This is a genomic window from Sphingomonas sp. AP28 (genome assembly GCF_056680455.1).
Map to the genome: position 1 here is coordinate 166,703 of NZ_JBWXQI010000002.1, position 16,535 is coordinate 183,237.

At 63.0% G+C, this 16,535-nt stretch carries 18 protein-coding genes and 1 pseudogene; 10 read left to right on the top strand and 9 right to left on the bottom strand.

Annotated features, from left to right (window positions below; translation table 11 throughout):
* Window positions 1-3: 3 nt before the first annotated feature.
* The 5 genes from AC1MH0_RS20145 to AC1MH0_RS20165 all read right to left on the bottom strand — a co-directional run bounded on the left by AC1MH0_RS20145 (window position 4) and on the right by AC1MH0_RS20165 (window position 6,463).
* Entirely contained in the window at window positions 4-450 is a 447-nt protein-coding gene (locus AC1MH0_RS20145) for a hypothetical protein (RefSeq protein WP_480965945.1), read from the bottom strand.
* Complete coding sequence (locus AC1MH0_RS20150; RefSeq protein WP_056015342.1) at window positions 447-734, bottom strand: hypothetical protein; 288 nt, start codon at window positions 732-734, stop codon at window positions 447-449. The genes AC1MH0_RS20145 and AC1MH0_RS20150 overlap by 4 nt, the downstream gene beginning before the upstream one ends.
* Window positions 734-3,997, bottom strand: a complete 3,264-nt coding sequence (locus AC1MH0_RS20155; RefSeq protein ID WP_480965946.1) for an error-prone DNA polymerase — start codon at window positions 3,995-3,997, stop codon at window positions 734-736. The genes AC1MH0_RS20150 and AC1MH0_RS20155 overlap by 1 nt, the downstream gene beginning before the upstream one ends.
* On the bottom strand, window positions 3,994-5,535 hold the full coding sequence (locus tag AC1MH0_RS20160; protein WP_480965947.1) for a Y-family DNA polymerase: 1,542 nt from the start codon (window positions 5,533-5,535) through the stop codon (window positions 3,994-3,996). The genes AC1MH0_RS20155 and AC1MH0_RS20160 overlap by 4 nt, the downstream gene beginning before the upstream one ends.
* Before the next feature lie 163 nt (window positions 5,536-5,698).
* The gene (locus AC1MH0_RS20165; RefSeq protein ID WP_480965948.1) at window positions 5,699-6,463 is read right to left on the bottom strand and encodes an ImuA family protein; all 765 of its coding nucleotides are present in this window, start codon (window positions 6,461-6,463) and stop codon (window positions 5,699-5,701) included.
* Window positions 6,464-6,656: 193 nt separating this feature from the next.
* On the opposite strand from AC1MH0_RS20165, the gene AC1MH0_RS20170 reads away from it, so the two are divergent.
* The 5 genes from AC1MH0_RS20170 to AC1MH0_RS20190 all read left to right on the top strand — a co-directional run bounded on the left by AC1MH0_RS20170 (window position 6,657) and on the right by AC1MH0_RS20190 (window position 8,923).
* Window positions 6,657-7,103, top strand: coding sequence for a hypothetical protein (locus tag AC1MH0_RS20170; RefSeq protein ID WP_480965949.1), 447 nt, complete (start codon window positions 6,657-6,659; stop codon window positions 7,101-7,103).
* A 214-nt stretch (window positions 7,104-7,317) separates the two neighbouring features.
* The gene (locus tag AC1MH0_RS20175; protein WP_480965950.1) at window positions 7,318-7,587 is read left to right on the top strand and encodes an HU family DNA-binding protein; all 270 of its coding nucleotides are present in this window, start codon (window positions 7,318-7,320) and stop codon (window positions 7,585-7,587) included.
* Between the two features lie 54 nt (window positions 7,588-7,641).
* Window positions 7,642-8,313 carry an SOS response-associated peptidase gene (locus AC1MH0_RS20180; RefSeq protein WP_480965951.1) on the top strand — a complete coding sequence of 224 codons (672 nt, stop codon included), beginning with the start codon at window positions 7,642-7,644 and terminating at the stop codon, window positions 8,311-8,313.
* A gap of 27 nt (window positions 8,314-8,340) precedes the next feature.
* Entirely contained in the window at window positions 8,341-8,628 is a 288-nt protein-coding gene (locus tag AC1MH0_RS20185; protein WP_480965952.1) for a hypothetical protein, read from the top strand.
* Window positions 8,629-8,755: 127 nt separating this feature from the next.
* Window positions 8,756-8,923: a hypothetical protein gene (locus AC1MH0_RS20190; RefSeq protein WP_480965953.1), complete on the top strand. Its 168-nt coding sequence runs from the start codon at window positions 8,756-8,758 to the stop codon at window positions 8,921-8,923.
* Between the two features lie 80 nt (window positions 8,924-9,003).
* Here the strand turns inward: AC1MH0_RS20190 and AC1MH0_RS20195 are convergent, their stop codons facing one another.
* Complete coding sequence (locus AC1MH0_RS20195; RefSeq protein ID WP_480965954.1) at window positions 9,004-9,189, bottom strand: hypothetical protein; 186 nt, start codon at window positions 9,187-9,189, stop codon at window positions 9,004-9,006.
* A gap of 284 nt (window positions 9,190-9,473) precedes the next feature.
* Between AC1MH0_RS20195 and AC1MH0_RS20200 the strand changes: the two genes are divergently transcribed.
* A complete protein-coding gene (locus tag AC1MH0_RS20200; RefSeq protein WP_480965955.1) occupies window positions 9,474-10,139 on the top strand; it encodes a dihydrofolate reductase family protein in 666 nt (221 codons plus the stop codon).
* A gap of 159 nt (window positions 10,140-10,298) precedes the next feature.
* On the opposite strand, the gene AC1MH0_RS20205 is transcribed toward AC1MH0_RS20200, so the two are convergent.
* Window positions 10,299-11,492, bottom strand: a complete 1,194-nt coding sequence (locus AC1MH0_RS20205; protein WP_480965956.1) for an IS701 family transposase — start codon at window positions 11,490-11,492, stop codon at window positions 10,299-10,301.
* 126 nt (window positions 11,493-11,618) lie between these two features.
* Between AC1MH0_RS20205 and AC1MH0_RS20210 the strand changes: the two are divergent.
* Window positions 11,619-12,399, top strand: a pseudogene (locus AC1MH0_RS20210) (IS5 family transposase).
* A 16-nt stretch (window positions 12,400-12,415) separates the two neighbouring features.
* Here the strand turns inward: AC1MH0_RS20210 and AC1MH0_RS20215 are convergent.
* Together AC1MH0_RS20215 and AC1MH0_RS20220 are read right to left on the bottom strand one after the other, a co-directional pair.
* Window positions 12,416-12,763, bottom strand: coding sequence for a hypothetical protein (locus AC1MH0_RS20215; RefSeq protein WP_480965957.1), 348 nt, complete (start codon window positions 12,761-12,763; stop codon window positions 12,416-12,418).
* Between the two features lie 234 nt (window positions 12,764-12,997).
* Window positions 12,998-13,687 (bottom strand): SDR family NAD(P)-dependent oxidoreductase, encoded by a 690-nt coding sequence (locus tag AC1MH0_RS20220; RefSeq protein ID WP_480965958.1) that lies wholly within the window; start codon window positions 13,685-13,687, stop codon window positions 12,998-13,000.
* A 278-nt stretch (window positions 13,688-13,965) separates the two neighbouring features.
* On the opposite strand from AC1MH0_RS20220, the gene gcvA reads away from it, so the two are divergent.
* The 3 genes from gcvA to AC1MH0_RS20235 all read left to right on the top strand — a co-directional run bounded on the left by gcvA (window position 13,966) and on the right by AC1MH0_RS20235 (window position 16,511).
* Window positions 13,966-14,865: a transcriptional regulator GcvA gene (gene gcvA, locus AC1MH0_RS20225; RefSeq protein ID WP_480965959.1), complete on the top strand. Its 900-nt coding sequence runs from the start codon at window positions 13,966-13,968 to the stop codon at window positions 14,863-14,865.
* A 21-nt stretch (window positions 14,866-14,886) separates the two neighbouring features.
* Window positions 14,887-15,036: a hypothetical protein gene (locus AC1MH0_RS20230; protein ID WP_480965960.1), complete on the top strand. Its 150-nt coding sequence runs from the start codon at window positions 14,887-14,889 to the stop codon at window positions 15,034-15,036.
* Between the two features lie 77 nt (window positions 15,037-15,113).
* A complete protein-coding gene (locus AC1MH0_RS20235; RefSeq protein ID WP_480966127.1) occupies window positions 15,114-16,511 on the top strand; it encodes an FAD-dependent oxidoreductase in 1,398 nt (465 codons plus the stop codon).
* Window positions 16,512-16,535: the final 24 nt, after the last annotated feature.

Below are 16,535 nucleotides of genomic sequence, written 5' to 3' on the forward strand. Positions count from 1 at the left end.
GCCTTATCCGAAGCGCATCCATCGTCGCTCATGCCAGGCCCGGGACTGAACGATGTCTCCGAACCGCCAGAACCGGGTTTCCCGCGTGTGGGGACCTGCACGAACGAGCGTCCAGCATTCGCCCGTCGGCAACTCGGCGATGCGGTGAATGTGCGCAGCGTCGACATGGTAGGTTTCGCCAGGGAGTCGGTGAACCAGTTCGCTGTGCCAACCGCCGCTCGCATCCAGGTAGAACACCTCTTCGACATAGCCGCCATCAAGGATCTCGGTGTCGAAGCTCCAGGGGTGGTCATGCGGCGTCGAATGCGGCTCTTCCATCTTGAACCGGTGCAGCGCGCGTCCGTCATCCAGATGATATTTGGTAAAGGCTCGCGACATGCGCTCGACGCTGACGATCCGCGTGCCGTCGGGAACGCGAGCAATCGCTGCTCGCGGTAGTCTCATACTCACGGTTCAGACACCTCTTCATAACAGCCAGCGCGGCGCAGTTGGCGGACGATCCCGTTGAACGCCGCGGTCACACCCTGTGCCCTGCCGATCTCGTTCTCTTGGGCTGCGGCATCCCAGTAGAGCTCGAGGGGCCAGCGTTCCGGGCAGTGCGGGAGCAGGCAGCGCAGCGCCAACCGGATCTCGACGACGTCGACGCGCGCGTCCGAGCAGCGCGCAACGCCGCCCCGCAAGATATGCACCGATAGCGCGATGACAACGCGTTGATGACGGACAAGCTTGGCCATCAATGGAAGTCGTGAGATTTGAACTTCAAAACAGCTTCCGGATCCATGCCGTCCGCATGGGGCGGCCAGTAGGAATTGCGAGGGTTCGGGCTCCAACCCTTGTCACCGCGGTCGGGGGAACCGGCATGCTTCGCGCCGTCGCCACGCCCGGTCCGGTGCGGGAACGACATCTCGCCGACCCGGTGCAGCAGATCGCCGTGGTCGATGATCCGGTCGCAGATGACGTGGATGACCTCGCCCTCCTTCTGCACCCTGCCCTTCATGCCGATCATCGAGGCGGACATGACGGTGCGGCGCTGGCGCTCGAACCGATCGGGCCACAGGATGCCGTTGGCGATCCCGGTCTCGTCTTCGATCGTGATGAACAGAACGCCCTTGGCAGACCCCGGCTTCTGACGAACGAGAATGATGCCGGCGACCTCGACATGGCGTCCATCGCGGATGGTGGCCAGGTCCGCGCATTTGGTTACGCCACGCCTGGCCAGCTCATCGCGGACGAAGGTCAGCGGATGCGCGCGCAGCGAGAGTTGTAGCGCGCGGTAGTCCTCAATCACCTCACGACCGTCGGTCAGTGGCCGCAGTTCGACATCAGGCTCAATCCCTTCCGCGCTGACGGCCTGGTCGGCGCGGTCGGCCGCGGCGAACAGCGGCAACGGCGCTTCGCCGAGCCCCCTCACCTTCCACAAGCCCTGCCGACGATCGGCACCGAAGCTATGAAAGGCATCGCCGTCCGCGAGCTTCTCGATCGCGGCGCGCTGGACGCCCGATCGACGCCATACGTCCTCCACGCTTTCGAACGCGGTCAGCTCGCGCGCGCCGACGATCTTGGCGCCATCCGCGTTGGACAGGCCGCGGATCTGCCGGAGCCCCAGCCGTACGGCGAGGTACCGCCCGCCATACGGCTCCAGCGTGCAGTCCCAGCGGCTTGCGTTGACGCAAGGGGGACGAACCACGACGCCGTGTTCGCGCGCATCGCGGACAATCTGCGCGGGCGCGTAGAAGCCCATCGGCTGCGCATTCATCAGTGCCGCGCAGAACACGTCGGGATGATGATGCTTCATCCACGAGGATGCGTAGGAGATCTTGGCGAACGAGGCGGCGTGGCTTTCAGGGAAGCCGTAGGAGCCGAAGCCCTCGAGCTGACGGAAGGTGCGTTCGGCAAACTCACGCGGATAGCCGCGCTCGACCATGCCCCCGATGAGCTTTTCGCTGAAGTGCGACACGCCGCCCGTAAACTTGAACGTTGCCATGGCGCGGCGCAGCTGATCGGCTTCGGCAGGCGTGAACCCGGCACCGACGATCGCGACCTTCATCGCCTGTTCCTGGAACAGCGGCACCCCGAGCGTCTTTTCCAGCACCGCGCGCAATTCGGGCCGTGGGTATTCCGGTTTCTCCAGCCCTTCACGCCGACGCAGATACGGATGGACCATGTCGCCCTGGATCGGTCCCGGCCGCACGATCGCCACCTGAATGACGAGGTCGTAGAAACGTCGCGGCTTCATCCGCGGCAGCATCGACATCTGCGCGCGGCTTTCGATCTGGAAAGTGCCGAGCGTATCGGCCTTCGAGATCATCGCATAGACGTCGGGATCATCGTCCTGCAGATCGGCCAAACCGACCCGCAGCCCCTTGTCCGCCTCGAGCATGTTGAAGGCGCGGTTCATGCAACCGAGCATGCCGAGACCCAGCACATCGACCTTCATGAACTTCAGCGCATCGATATCGTCCTTGTCCCATTCGATGATCTGCCGGTCTTCCATCGCGGCGGGCTCGATCGGGACGAGATCGTCGAGACGGTCATGGGTGAGGACGAAGCCGCCTGGATGCTGGGACATATGCCGCGGCACGCCGATCAGCTTGCGGGCGAGCTCGAGCGTGAGGCGCAGGCGACGATCGCCAATGTCGAGGTTCAGCTCGTTGACCTGCTTTTCGCCGACGCCTTCGGCCGACCAACCCCACACCTGGCCGGCCAATGACGAGGTCAGGTCCTCAGGGAGACCGAGCGCCTTGCCGACGTCGCGCACGGCGCCACGGGCCCGGTAGCGTGTGACGACCGCGGTCAGGGCTGAGTGGTTGCGGCCATAAGTTTCATAGATCCACTGGATAATCTCTTCGCGGCGCTCATGCTCGAAGTCGACATCGATATCGGGCGGCTCGCGGCGCTCACCACTGACGAAGCGCTCGAACAGCAGCTCGTGCTTGATCGGATCGATCGAGGTGACGCCGAGCACAAAGCAGACGCAGGAATTGGCGGCCGAACCGCGCCCCTGGCACAGGATGCCGCGCCGGCGGGCTTCGCGGACGATCGCGTAGACGGTCAGGAAATACGGCGCATAGCCAAGCTCGCCGATGAGCTTCATCTCATGGGCGATCTGCTCGGTATAGGCAGCCGGCACCGCGCCGTTGAACATCACATCGACGGCATCTTCCGCCAGCTTCTGCAAGCCCTCCTGCGCGGTCAGCCCGTCGATCAGCCGCTCATGTGGATACTGATAGGCCAGTTCGCCCAGATCGAAGGTGCACAGACGTGCGATGTCGACGCTGGCGCGCAGCGCATCGGGATACGCCTTGAACCGCCGGACCATCTCGTCGGGGGATTTCAGCGCACGGTCGGCATTGACCTCTCGCCGGTAGCCGAGCTCGTCGACGGAGCATTTCTCGCGCACGGCCGTCACCACGTCCTGCAACAACCGTGCTTCGGGCCCGTGATAGAGGACATCACCCGTCACCACCGCGCGAACGCCAGAGCCACCCGCCTGCCGTGCCAGCGCGTCGATCCGCACGGCATCGTCCGGCCGGCGCCGCTGGAACAATGCCATATACCCGCGACGACCATAGACCGTCTTCAGGTCGGCGAGCGCTGCCAGATTATCCTCGTCCGGCTCAACCGGCAGCAGGATGGCGATCATGCCTTCCGACCAGGGTTCGAGGTCATGCCAGTGGAGAAGACAGCCACCCTTCCCCGCCCGCTTCTTGCCTACCGTCAGCAGCCGGGTAAGGCGTGACCAGGCGGGGCGGTTGGTCGGGTACAGCAGCAACTGCCGGCCGCAGGACAAATTGACGCGCGTTCCGGCGATCGAGCGAACGCCCGTCGCCTTCTGCGCTTCCCATGCGCGCACCACACCCGCGACGGTGCCGATGTCGCTGACCCCAACCGACGGATAGCCGAGCAGCGCTGCAGCCGCGAACAGCTCCTCAGGGCTCGATGCGCCGCGCAGCAGTGAAAAATGCGTCAGGACCTGGAGTTCGACATAGTCGGTCATGCGAACACGCCGTGCATCCACCAGCTGAGATCGCCGGTGTCCTCGACGAACCCGTCGCCACGCCGGAACACCCAGTAGCGACCGCCCGCGTCATCCTCGACCCGGTAATAGTCGCGCACCGCCCAAACTTCCGCGTCACGGCGCCACCACTCCCCGTGGATCCGCTCGGGGCCGTCGCCAGCCACGACCTTGTGCGGGCGGCCACGCCAATCGAACCGTCGGGGCGGCTGATCGGGCATCAGCGCTATGACGCCCCATAGCGGTTCGGGCCTCGCCAGCAGGCGTGTCGGTCGTCGCCATTTCGGCCAGCCCGTAGGCGCGACCACCGGGTCGGCGCGCATAACGGCCCGCTCGGGCACGTGACTTTCGACCGGCGCGATCCGGAACACGGCATCTGCGCCGATGCGGCCGGCGACGACGTCGACGAGACGGGCTGGATCGCGCACGAGAACCTCACCGGCGAGAACCGCGCCGAGATCGACCGCGCCGAGCGGCTCTGTGTGCGGTGCCGCCAGATAGAATTGCTCCAGCCCCAGGCCCGGATCGATCCGCTCGATCCTGAGCTTCATGAGCCGCAGCAGGTGTGATACCTCACGCGTCGGTCGTGAGGTGCCGACCGCGACGACCTGCTCGGTGCCATCGACGCGCAACCCACCGAGCCGCAGCGATCGAACGCCGAGCCCCTTCGCACGCAGCAGTTCGGCCATGTCACCAAGCAGATCCTCCATGACCTGCGCGATCGCGTCTGCGGTGACGATCGGTTCGAGCAATCGGCGTTCGACGACCGGCATGACCTCGTCGGTGCGCGGCGTGATGGGTTCGGCGACCGCGCCGAGTGCCTGATCGAGCCGCGTGATTGCGGCCAGCCCGAGCCGGCGTGCCAACGGTCCGCGGGCAACCGGCAGGAGATCGGCGACGCGTTCGAAGCCGAACTTCCGGGCGGCAACGAGCGCGGTACCCGCAAGGCGCAAGGCAGCGACGGGCAGACCGCTGAGCGCGTCGACAGTCCGCCCTGCCGGCACGATCGCGATGTCGGCAGGCCCGAACCGGGCAATCGCGTGCGCTGCGCCCGGTGTGTCCGCGACCGCCACGCGCGCGGTGAACCCGGCACGCTGGCAAAACGCGCGCAGACGCCGGCAGAACCGCTCTTCACCGCCATGGAGATGCGCGCAGCCGGTCAGGTCGAGCCACAGCCCGTCGGGCGGTGTGGCGGCTGCGATCGGCGACCAGCGGCGCACCGCGCGTAGCGCGAGCTGATCCAGCATCGCGGCATCCGCCTCTGTCTCGGACGGTCGGATGTCGAGATCGGACACCAGCGCACGCGCATGGGTCGCGGCCATCCCGATCGTGATCCCCAATGCGGCCGCGCCATCGCAGGCGGCCACCACTTCTTCGCGCCGGCCAACCTTGCCCACCAGTGCGAGCGGTGCCCGGTGGAATGCAGCAACGGTCGCCGCGACCCTGTCGTGACTGTCGGCTTGCGCAAACCCATGAAACGGATGGTTCGCCGCCTCCGATCGCCGGCCAAGTTCACGCATGGGTGGTTTCGCATGCGCGGGCAGCGCTGCGATCTCACCTTCCACATCCTGCCTGGTTGGCATGTCGGCACGAGCCCACCGCGCACCCGGCCGCCACCCGCCGCCCCGCGGTACTGAACACGCACCGGGATCGTCGTCGACGGGAAGCTGAAGGGCTGGCCGCTCAGGCGGCCGCGTAGCGTGCCGGTCCAGCCGTCTCAGCCGCTCGATGGCCAAGTGTGGCAGGAACAGCGAGACAACCCGTCTCATCGCAGCCCTCCAAAATCATCGAAAATGCTTCGCCGCCACGCTGCCGTGCGACCTCGACCTGCCACCGCGATCGGCCGACGCCGGCGACGCCCAGGCGCTCGGACGACGCACTGGCGATCCGCCAGCGCGTCCAGGCCGCAGACGGCTCGGCGAGCGGATCCTGGTCGCGATTACGTCGGCGTCGCAGGATGAGAACGGGAATGTCGGCGTCGGCCGCGACCAGTTGCAGGCGCCGGGTCGCCACCATCGACATCCGACTCACCTCGGCGATTACCACCGACGGCGTTCCATCGCGCACCGCGTCCTCGACGACGGCGAGTAAGGCCGCGTCGTCGCGGGGTTGCGCATGGATCAAGTCGGCAGGCGCTAGGCCCGCCTGCTCCAGACCCGGTGCGTAGAGATCGTTGCGACAGCTCACCCACAGCACCGGTCCGCCTGTATGCGCCGCTTCTCGCGCGGCGATACCTGCCAGGAACAGCGTTGCTGCAGCATCGTCGACCATCGAACAGCTTTGCGCGGCGACCTCGTGCAGCGCGCCTGCGCGAAGGCCCCTGCCTGCGAGGCGATCGTCGAGCGCAGGGATACCGAACGGCATGATGCGGTGATCCACCACCGGCGTCGCGATTGTCCGCAGGTGAGCGATGGTGGTCGGCAGGGACTCGAGGGCGGTGAATGACATACTGGCTAGACTCTACTCGTTCCCTTTATGTTCCGTTACCGGTCAGCGTTGGTCAACCGGGTTTATCTCGACGGTTCGGACTCTTTGATCTTGACCACGGCTCAGGGCGGTACGGAACGGTTGCGCAACGAACCGTAAACAAGACGGAACGAATTCGCTTTCGTTCCGGACGCGACTGACTCATAGAATCGTCATGCCGATCCGCCCTGAGAACCGCTGGCTCTACCCGATCGACTGGCGGCAACTTTCGCAGACGGTCCGGTTCGATCGCGCTGGTGCCAAATGCGAGGGATGCGGCCGGCCGCATCTGCGCCGTGTGGTCCATCTGGGCGACGGCCGCTGGTGGGATGCCGATGTCCGGTGCTGGCGGTCGGACCGGGGCAAACGTATTGCGATGAAAGCCGGGTTCGTGCTGGCATCGGTCCGGGTGACCTATGTTGTCCTGGCCTGCGCGCACCTCGATCACGATCCCGGCAACAGCGCGTCTTCGAACCTTAAGGCGCTATGTCAGCGCTGCCACATGATCCACGATGCAGCCGAGCATCGCTGGCAGCGCTGGTGGAATGTCTTCCGGCTCCGCGCGATCCGCGATCTCTACGAAGATCCTCGCACCACGCGCGAGCGCATCGCCGGCCGCTAGAGGTCGATGTTGCGGGTGCGCATGGCCTCGGCTGCTAGGTTTGCGATCGGCCCACGCCCTGCGGTCGCCTCATAGACTTCGGCGACATCGTGATCCGCGAGCTTGCCCAGCATGAGGCGAACCGCCGCAACGCTCGCCTCGTCCAGTACGGTCTTTGTCTCGTCGTCCGCTATGGCTAAGGTCCCGCCAGTGTTTCCTATGGAGTACGAATAGCATGAACGTGAGTGAACTCGCTAAAGGCGTCGCAGAAGCGACCGGTTCGAACGATGCCGATGCGAAGAAGGCGATCACCGCCGTATTCGACCAGATCGCGGCAGCGGCTGTGAAAGGCGAGGAGGTCTCGATTCCAGGGTTCGGCAAGTTCTCGGTCAAGGATCGTCCAGAGCGGGCCGGCCGTAATCCATCGACTGGGGAAGCGATCACGATCGCTGCGTCCAAGAAGGTGGCGTTCACGCCCGCGAAGGGGTTCAAAGACAAGATGTAAGACAGGTGCGTCGACGGGATCATCTCGTCGGCGCCAACTCGAGGGACAGGTTTCGTGTGCAACCGATATCGTATGACGGCGAAGGAGGTCGATCTTGCGGTCACCTTCGGTATCCGTCCCCCTTATGAGAAGGACGAGGAATACCCCGTTGGTGACATCTTCCCGACGGGCAAGAAAACGCCGTTCTACGGCAAGGTGATCGTACAGGATGGCGGTGAGCGTAAGCTCGAGCGGATGGAATGGGGCGTGCCAACGCAGGTGCCCAGCGCGCGTGATTCTTCGGTCAAGCTTACCAAGTACGTGACGAACGTCCGCAACCTTAACTCCAGTTTCTGGCGATCGATGCTGACGACACCGGCGCGCCGCTGCCTCGTCCCGGTCACTGCCTTTTCTGAATATGGATTGGCGCCTGGCGAAGACGGCAAGAAGCCGCTTCACTGGTTTGACGTACCCAGCCGTCCGATTTTTGCCTTTGCAGGCATCTGGCGTCCAACCGAGCGAGGCAACGCTTATGGCTTCCTGACGACGGAACCGAACGCGATCGTGGCGCCCATCCACCCCAAGGCCATGCCCGTCATCCTACACGACGAAGATTATGATCGTTGGCTTACCGCCCCCTGGGACGATCTGAAGGACTTGGTCGCGCCCTACCCATCGCAATTGATGCGCGTTGAGGGCATGGCATCGGCGGACGCAGAGGATGCCCGATCGCCTGTGCTATTCTAGCCGTCGAACCCCGAAAGGTGACTGACAATGACAGAAGCGACATGGGGCGAAAGCGCCAAGACCCCGGACATCAACTGGCGAATGAGCGCGTCGTTGGAGAACGTGCCCCGCGGTGACACCGATATCGCCGAAGTGACGAACCTCGAGCGAGCCGTGCGGGATTGGGTCAGGCTGGACCCTGAACATCGAGAAGCGGCGACCTTGACCACGGATCATGCCGTTCAGATCGAAGGGGTTTCCAGTACGACATTCACTGGCGAAGCTATCGCGGCAATTGCCAAGCACCTGCCATCCATCCCAAGCGAAAAGGAGTAATAGCTATGGCGAAATCCAGCGTCCGTTTCGAGCGCGGTGACGGATATTGGGTGGCCGAGCGTGACAGCATCGGCTTCACCGGCGCGACCGCCTTTGGCCCGTTGAGTTTCTGATCACCAGCGAAGCGTTGGCCGAGATGCTGAACCCAGAGCTGGAAGGAATTGACCCGGAAACTGCGGTCGAGGTCTTCATCGAGTTTGAAAGCGAAATTCATCGCATCGCCCAGCGCGAATTTGTGAAACGCCTCGGTGGTGAGCCACCAATCCTGCTGACGACTTCCGATGTAGCTCTTTAGCGCCAAAGCGCGTTTGCAACCAAGTAGGCCAATCGCCCGGAACGCGTTACGCTCCAGGCCCACCTCGTCCACATGCCTATTCAGTATAAGCCGCCCGCTTCTCGCTCCTCGGCTCCTTCTTTCTGCGCTTCCTCCAGATCGTCTGGCTTCTGTTCGTCAGCGATTGGTTTATCCTCGAGCGTATCTTCCGGCCCGTTATTGCCGTCCGAAAGTTCGTTGACGTCGGTTTCAAAACCAGGTTCTTCGTCTTGCGGGGCGGTCATCATGGTTGCTCTCCTTCGTCAAGTGAAACGATCCAGGAAACCGCTCGGTTGCGAACCGGCGGACGATATCTAACACCTGCCGGCGAGCGTTCGCGTTACCGTTCCTTGTGAATCTGATCGTGGTGCACCTTTAGAAGACCGATAGCCGAATGACCCAGTTTTGGACGTTCAGCAACTCGCAGCCGCTTTCCAAGATTGGCCGTTCATTCAGGTCCTGCGGACCTGCGATTGAGCACTTGCTGCGCGACCCGTTCCAGTCGAGAGTATCCACCGGAAGGATTTGATCCATGCGAAAGTTGACCGGTGCGGCATTCGTATCGCTTGACGGCGTGATGCAGGGACCTGGCGGGCCTACTGAAGATCCGACCGGAGACTTTGGCCAGGGCGGTTGGGTATTCGGCATCGGCGAAAATGAGATCGATCCAGTGCTGGGCGAGCTGTTCAAGCTGCCCTACGCGCTGCTTCTAGGTCGACGGACCTACGATATTTTTGCAGCCTACTGGCCATTCGTCGAAGGCGAGATGGAAGGCATGGGCGACGCACTGACTTCCGCCGACAAGCATGTTGTAACGCATGGCGATCAGCCGCTCGACTGGGCAAACAGCTATCGCCTGGACGGCATTGCCGCGATCCGAGCCCTGAAGGATAGCGACGGTCCAGACTTGCTGATTCAAGGCTCCTCAACGCTCTACCCTCCACTCCTCGCTGCCGGGCTAATCGACGAACTGGTCCTCATGACCTTTCCTGTCGTACTGGGGACCGGCAAGCGTCTGTTCGGCGACGGCACCCCTTCAGGCGCACTGCGCCTGCTCGACCATCAGGTTGGCGCAAAAGGCGTGATCGTCACACGCTGGGCACAAGCCGGGCCAATCCCGAGCGTCGACCATCCCCACCCCAGTACTAGTGCAGCGGAGGCTGAACGCCAGCGGCGCATGAACGAGGGGACCTGGTAGTCTAGCATTACAGTTGCATTCTCGACTTGAGGTGAGCGCGGCGGGCGGCCGCTTGGTGCGCTCGTCGCCATAACGACCATGCGATGATGTGGGCGGGCGCGATACGGCGCTGGGCGAGCCGAACGGCAATGCGTCGAACTTCTTGTATGGACCAGCGGATCAGCGCCGGGGTGTCGTGCGCATTCTTTTTGGGGGCGTCACCTCGTTTGCGTGGTGGCGGATCACCGCCATCATGGCGAACGCGAGCATGACCAGCGACACGTGGCGATGCCATCCATGCCAGGAGCGGGTTTCGTTATGGTCGAGGCCGAGTTCGTTCTTGGTCGTCTCAAAGCTGTCCTCGATCGCCCAGCGGTGGCCTTCAACCTGCACGAGCGCGTCGATCCCGGTCCCGGCCGGGCACCAGGTTGTGAAGAACGCCAGTTCGCCGTCCGCGATATGTCGTCGGATCAGCAAGCCGCGTGTCCACACCCCAGTGCGTCCTTCACCGTAATCGGTAGCCTCGATGTCTGCGAGTTCGAGATAGGCCCAGTCGTGCAGTCTCGCTCCCTTCGTCCCATTGCCTGCCGACAGGCGATGCCAGGCGGCGGGATCGAGATCCTGTGCGATTTCACCTGCAGTGCCGAAAACGGCGGGCTTCCCCACCCAAGAGCCAAAGTGATGGTTGGAGCCAACGCCCAGGACATAGCCTTTCCCTGCTCGGCGTAGCGCCTGCTCGACGTCGCCGACGCCGTACACACTGTCAGCGGCGACCCAGGCGAACGGGACGTCGGCTGCAATCGCACGTGCGATCATTTGCACCGCCAGGGCTGGCTTGGTCGCGAACCGCGTCTCCGTCGGGACATGGGCCGAAACCATGCGCGCGCTGTTGCTGGTCCAGTTCTTCGGCAGATACAGCGCCCGGTCGATAAAGGCATGACCGCGGTGCGAGACATAGGCGGCAAAGACGCCGATCTGGCAGTTGGTGATTTTGCCCGCAGACCCGGTGTATTGGCGCGAGACACCACACGACGCCTTGCCCTGCTTGAGGAAACCCGTCTCATCGATCACGAGCACCGCATCCTCGGCAGCCAGCGTCTCGACGACATAGTCGCGTACGATATCGCGCAGCGCGTCAGCGTCCCACCGACCGCGGCCAAGGATCGCCTGCTGCCGCCACGGTCCCGGATCGCCTGCCGCTTCCGCACGCATCCAGCCCGTCTTGCGCCGCTCGTCGCCTAGCAGCCCTTCCAGGAAGAACCCCGCGGATGCCGCGACACGGTCCTGCGTGAACAAACCCCGCATCCGCGCCTTCACGTCACGCAGCGAAGTCGCCCAAAGCTCCAGCGTCGTCTCAATCGATGCACCCGTCATCCACGGTCTCCTGCCATGAAGACCCATTGATTCAGACTTCGCTTAAATTCGCAACTGTAATGCTAGAGTCAGGACCCATTGATCTGAGCGGCTCGATCTGATTCAGGTTCCGTGAGGAGACCGAGGATGAGCGACCTGTACTGGCTGACCGACGAGCAGATGGCGCGGCTCGAGCCGTATTTTCCCAAGAGCCACGGCAAGCCACGGGTTGATGACCGGCGGGTGTTGAGCGGTATCGTATTCGTCAACCGCAACGGGCTGCGCTGGTGCGATGCCCCTCGGGAGTATGGCCCACACAAGACGCTTTACAACCGGTGGAAGCGATGGGGCGAAAGAGGTGTCTTCCTCCGCATAATGGAAGGACTGGCGGCCGCGAGCGCCACGCCGAAGACGATCATGATCGACGCGACCTATCTGAAGGCGCACCGCACGGCGTCCAGCCTGCGGGTAAAAAAGGGGGCCTTGGGCGCCTCATCGGTCGCACCAAAGGCGGTATGAATACGAAGGCTCTCCTGAGCGTGTCGAAGGGCTGCACGCCGTCACCGATGCAGAAGGCAGACCGCTGAGCTTCTTCATGACCGCGGGCCAGGTCAGCGACTACACCGGCGCTGCCGCGCTGCTTGATGATCTACCCAAGGCGCAGTGGATGCTGGGCGACCGCGGCTATGACGCAGACTGGTACAGGGACGCCCTTCTGGCAAAGGGCATAACGCCTTGCATTCCGGGGCGAAAATCCCGGATCATCCCCGGCAAATATGACAAGCGCCGCTACCGAAGCCGGAGCCGTATCGAGATTATGTTCGGTCGTCTGAAGGACTGGCGCCGCGTCGCTACCCGCTACGATCGATGCCCGACCGTCTTCTTTTCCGCTATCGCGCTCGCCGCCACCGTCATCTTCTGGCTCTGATCAATGAGTCGTGACCCTAGCGTCCCACTGTCGCGACCCGGACGGCTGATCCTTCGCGTGCCGGAAAAGTGCGGAGGTCGCGGCCGCCGATAACAACGCTTTCCAGCACATCTGCAACCGTACCCGGCCGGCTCGCTTTGCGGGAGCGTCCGGCAAGGTGTTCAAGGTCGGACGCGAAGCCGATACCTGTCGCACTGGACCAATCAAAGGTGGCGGGCGCGTCTTCGTGCTTGCTTGGGTAGGCGAACAGCGCATTGCCGACCGCGTAAAACCAGCCTGGGCGGATGACCGGTCGCGGCTGGTCGCTGTCCTCGACGGTCGGATCGTGATCGTAGGCGCATACGATACGATAGGTCGCGGCCAAAGCTCCGTTACGGCAAGATAGGCAAACAAATTGCAGCCGGTCGGTTCCCATCCCAAGCACGCATTCGTCCACGCGTTCGAGACGATAACGTCAAACGCTGCAAAAGGCGCCATTTACCCAGGATATCGATTGACCTCGTCCACTTGTCGACCTCGAACGTGCCGACCGGCTACTCGATATCCTTGCCTCGTTATGTGGTAGACGCATCGCTGTACTCGATCAAATTCCCACAGCTTACCATTGATCCAAGCAGTCGACGATTATCTCCGGTACGCCAGCGCTGTTCGGCAGCAGCATGATCGTGTGGACGATCTCCGCCAGATCCTCGGGCTTGGTCATATCCTCGCGCGATACGCGCGTTGAGTTCTCGCCCATATCAGTCAGCACATAGCCGCAGCAGATCGAGGTTGCCCGAACGCCATCGTTCCATGCTTCGCGCCGAACGCCCTTTGCCGCCGCCATCATAGCATGCTTGCTCGCCGCATAGCCGACCATCGGCGAGAACAATGCCTTGCCCGACACTGATACTACATTGATCACCCGTCCCTCTCCGCACGCCCTAAGATGCGGCAGCGCGAGCCTGATCAAACGGATCGGTGCTTTGGCGTTGACGCGCCACATTTCGTCCAGTTCGTCTTCGTTTTCGCTGTGGAAGTTATAGGATCGGAAAATGCCGGCGACATTGGCCAGAGCATGAACCTCGCCGAAGACATCCAGGGTTTCCGCCAGCCACGTGTCCGCCGTTTTTGGCTTTTCCGCATCGTAGTGGCGGTAGATCACCTGATCGGTATCGGTGAAGCTCGACGGATCCCGCACGCCCGCCGACACCTTGAACCCGGAGGTGATCAGGCGTGCGGCAACGGCCTTGCCAATCCCGCGCGATGCACCTGTAATCATCGCAACGCGACCCGATGGATTTAGCATGGTTATTATCCTCTTCGTTCATCGCTTGTGCAACTATCGCCTTATCGATAACGGACGCCCGTTCGGCGTGACAAGATCAGCGCGTCCGAACCGCACACGTTATTTTATCGCCGCTGTTTGAGATTTTTCGGCAGTATTGCGCTTCGTTCCGTGCAACATATTATAACGCGTAAAGAGCACCGTGCATTGCAACACGGGCCGACGCCGCACAGACAGCAAGCCGCCTGCGACTTTGCGTAATGCTTGTCTCGAGTCAAATCGACGTTGAAGAGGATGTCATGTCACGCCACCTCCCCCCATTGAACGCCTTGCGGGCTTTCGAAGCCGCTGCAAGGCACGGAAGCTTCACCAAGGCAGCCAACGAGCTGTGCGTAACGCCGGGCGCGGTCAGCCGTCAGGTGCAATTGCTCGAGGATCACCTCGGTACCACGCTCTTCACACGAATGAATCGCGAGGTCGTAATCTCTGCCCAGGGACGGGAATATCGCCAGGCGCTGACATCTGCCTTCGACCAGATCAATTCGTCGACCAGCGCGCTGAAGAGCGAACGAAAACTTACTATCAGCAGCTACCTTACGTTCAGCATGCGATGGCTCGTACCGCGGCTGGCCGGCTTCACCCGTCAGCATCCGTCGTGTCCGATCAACCTGACGACGACGCCGCCCAACATCTTCGATGTCATTTCCGGTACGATCAACGTCGCGGTGCTATCGGGCGATGGCGGCTGGTCGGGCGTTCATGCAGAGAAACTGTTTCCGGTCGAGCTGGAACCGGTGGTCAGCCCGCGCTTCCTGGACGACGTCAAGCTTGACCTGCCGGATGACCTGGTCCGCGCCACGCTGCTTCATTCGACCGCCCGCCCGGATGATTGGGCGGAATGGACGGAGAATGTCGGCGCGACCGCGGTCACGGCGACCAGCGGCGCGATGTTCGAAAGCTCGTCGCTCGCTTTCGAGGCGGCGCTGCACGGCGTGGGGGCGGCGATGGGTCAGCGCGCGCTCATCGCGCCCGAACTTCGGGACGGGCGGCTGATTGCACCGTTTGGGAAGCCGTATTGCGATGGCACCGCCTTTTACCTGGTCTATTCCAACAAGGTCGCGGAGGACCGGCGGGTCAAGAGTTTCCGCAAGTGGATTCTCGCGGAAGCGGAAACTTTCCGGGAAAGCGGATCCTGCTGACGGCCACGGCCGATCGTCTCGATGAACGGCATCCAGGGCCGCCCGGCTGTGCATTGCTCAAAAGACGGCCCGAAAAACTGGTTTGACCTGCAGGCCAGTGACGGGCTCCGTATCGGCAACGTCATTTCGTCGAAAGCCTCGGGCCATGCCTGCAAGCCGTGCGACGGGTGATGGGAAAGTGTCCGGCCGATGCAGCCGGGCTTTGGTCCGGTCATACGAAAGGTCCGGATGGTCAATGGGAGTGGGTGATGGACCGCGAAACAGATATCGTTATAGTTGGCGGCGGCGCCGCCGGGCTTAGCGCGGCCCTGACCGCCGTCGAGCTCGGGCTGAGGGTGCTGATACTGGAAAAGGAAGGCGAGGTCGGCGGCTCGTCGGTGCTGGCCGGCGGCAGTCTATGTTTTGCCGGAACCGACATCCAGGAGGCCAATGGCGTCGAGGACAGCGAAGCCTTGCTTTTTGACGATCTGCGTCGGGCAGGTGGCGAGAAGAATGATCCCGACGTCGTCCGATCCTATACCCAGCACCAGGCCGAAACCTACCGCTGGTTGCGCGACATGGGCGTCCGGTTCGCATCGACGCTGCGCAAATCGCATGGCAATTCGGTGGACCGCACCCACGTCGTCTCGCCTGCCGCCGTCCTTCCGCTGATGCTGGAAAGGATCGAGGCGTCAGGGCTGGCGGAAACGATCTACGGCGCATGGTCGTGGCGGTTCGTGACGGACCCGGCCAGCGGGCGCGTGACCGGTGTCGAAGTCGGCGGCGATTCTCCCTTTACCGCCCTCGCCCGGCACGGTGTGATCGTCGCCACGGGCGGGTTCACCCGCGCACCCGACCTACTGCAACGGTTCGCGCCGGCCTTTGCGGGCGCACGCGTTTCTGGCGGCAAGGGCAATACCGGCGATGGGTTGCTCATGGCATGGAAACTCGGTGCCGACCTGCTCGATTTTGGGTATATTCAGGGAAATTACGGCGTCCATCCGGCCGGCAAGAGCAATGTGGTTGTGCACCCGATCTACCGCGGCGGCATAGCCGTGAATAAGTATGGAAGCCGCTATGTCGATGAATCGGTATCCTTCAAGATGCATAGCGACGCTTGCATGGCGCAGGATGGCAAGGTGACGTACCAGATTTTTGACCAGGGCATCATGGACCAGGGCGATGCGTCGCAACCCTCGTTCAGTTTCAAGTCGCGCGTGTCGACGGGCGAGGTGCTGGAGGCGGGCAGCCTCGCCGAGCTTGCCGGGCTCATCGGCGTCCCGCCCGAACAGTTGGAGGCCACCGTGGCGCGGTACAACGCCGCCGTGGACGCCGGCGTCGATCTCGATTTCGGCCGCCGCCAGATCACGCATGACGGTGGCGAGCTGGTCAAGATCGATACCGCGCCATTCTACGCCTATCCGGCGACGATCGTGATCCTGGGCACCTATTGCGGTATCAAGGTAGACGCCATGATGCGCGTGATCGACGTATACGGCATGGAGATAGACGGGCTGTACGCGGCGGGCGAGATCGTCGGCGGTTTTCACGGCCGGGGCGAAATTCCCGGCGCGGCGCTCGGCAAGGCATTCATCTTCGGACGGGTCGCGGCGAGATCCGCGGCGACGTTGGGCGCGCAGGCGCTTACTGTCGCCGCCGCTGCTTGAAGAGCTGAGCATCGCGACGGCCGG

Bases quoted from the DNA above. Each gene is read 5' to 3' on its own strand.
- AC1MH0_RS20150 (WP_056015342.1), bottom strand. From the start codon at position 734: ATGGCCAAGCTTGTCCGTCATCAACGCGTTGTCATCGCGCTATCGGTG.
- AC1MH0_RS20155 (WP_480965946.1), bottom strand. From the start codon at position 3,997: ATGACCGACTATGTCGAACTCCAGGTCCTGACGCATTTTTCACTGCTG.
- AC1MH0_RS20160 (WP_480965947.1), bottom strand. From the start codon at position 5,535: ATGCGTGAACTTGGCCGGCGATCGGAGGCGGCGAACCATCCGTTTCAT.
- AC1MH0_RS20165 (WP_480965948.1), bottom strand. From the start codon at position 6,463: ATGTCATTCACCGCCCTCGAGTCCCTGCCGACCACCATCGCTCACCTG.
- AC1MH0_RS20170 (WP_480965949.1), top strand. From the start codon at position 6,657: ATGCCGATCCGCCCTGAGAACCGCTGGCTCTACCCGATCGACTGGCGG.
- AC1MH0_RS20175 (WP_480965950.1), top strand. From the start codon at position 7,318: ATGAACGTGAGTGAACTCGCTAAAGGCGTCGCAGAAGCGACCGGTTCG.
- AC1MH0_RS20185 (WP_480965952.1), top strand. From the start codon at position 8,341: ATGACAGAAGCGACATGGGGCGAAAGCGCCAAGACCCCGGACATCAAC.
- AC1MH0_RS20195 (WP_480965954.1), bottom strand. From the start codon at position 9,189: ATGATGACCGCCCCGCAAGACGAAGAACCTGGTTTTGAAACCGACGTC.
- AC1MH0_RS20200 (WP_480965955.1), top strand. From the start codon at position 9,474: ATGCGAAAGTTGACCGGTGCGGCATTCGTATCGCTTGACGGCGTGATG.
- AC1MH0_RS20205 (WP_480965956.1), bottom strand. From the start codon at position 11,492: ATGACGGGTGCATCGATTGAGACGACGCTGGAGCTTTGGGCGACTTCG.
- AC1MH0_RS20220 (WP_480965958.1), bottom strand. From the start codon at position 13,687: ATGCTAAATCCATCGGGTCGCGTTGCGATGATTACAGGTGCATCGCGC.
- gcvA (WP_480965959.1), top strand. From the start codon at position 13,966: ATGTCACGCCACCTCCCCCCATTGAACGCCTTGCGGGCTTTCGAAGCC.
- AC1MH0_RS20230 (WP_480965960.1), top strand. From the start codon at position 14,887: ATGAACGGCATCCAGGGCCGCCCGGCTGTGCATTGCTCAAAAGACGGC.
- AC1MH0_RS20235 (WP_480966127.1), top strand. From the start codon at position 15,114: ATGGACCGCGAAACAGATATCGTTATAGTTGGCGGCGGCGCCGCCGGG.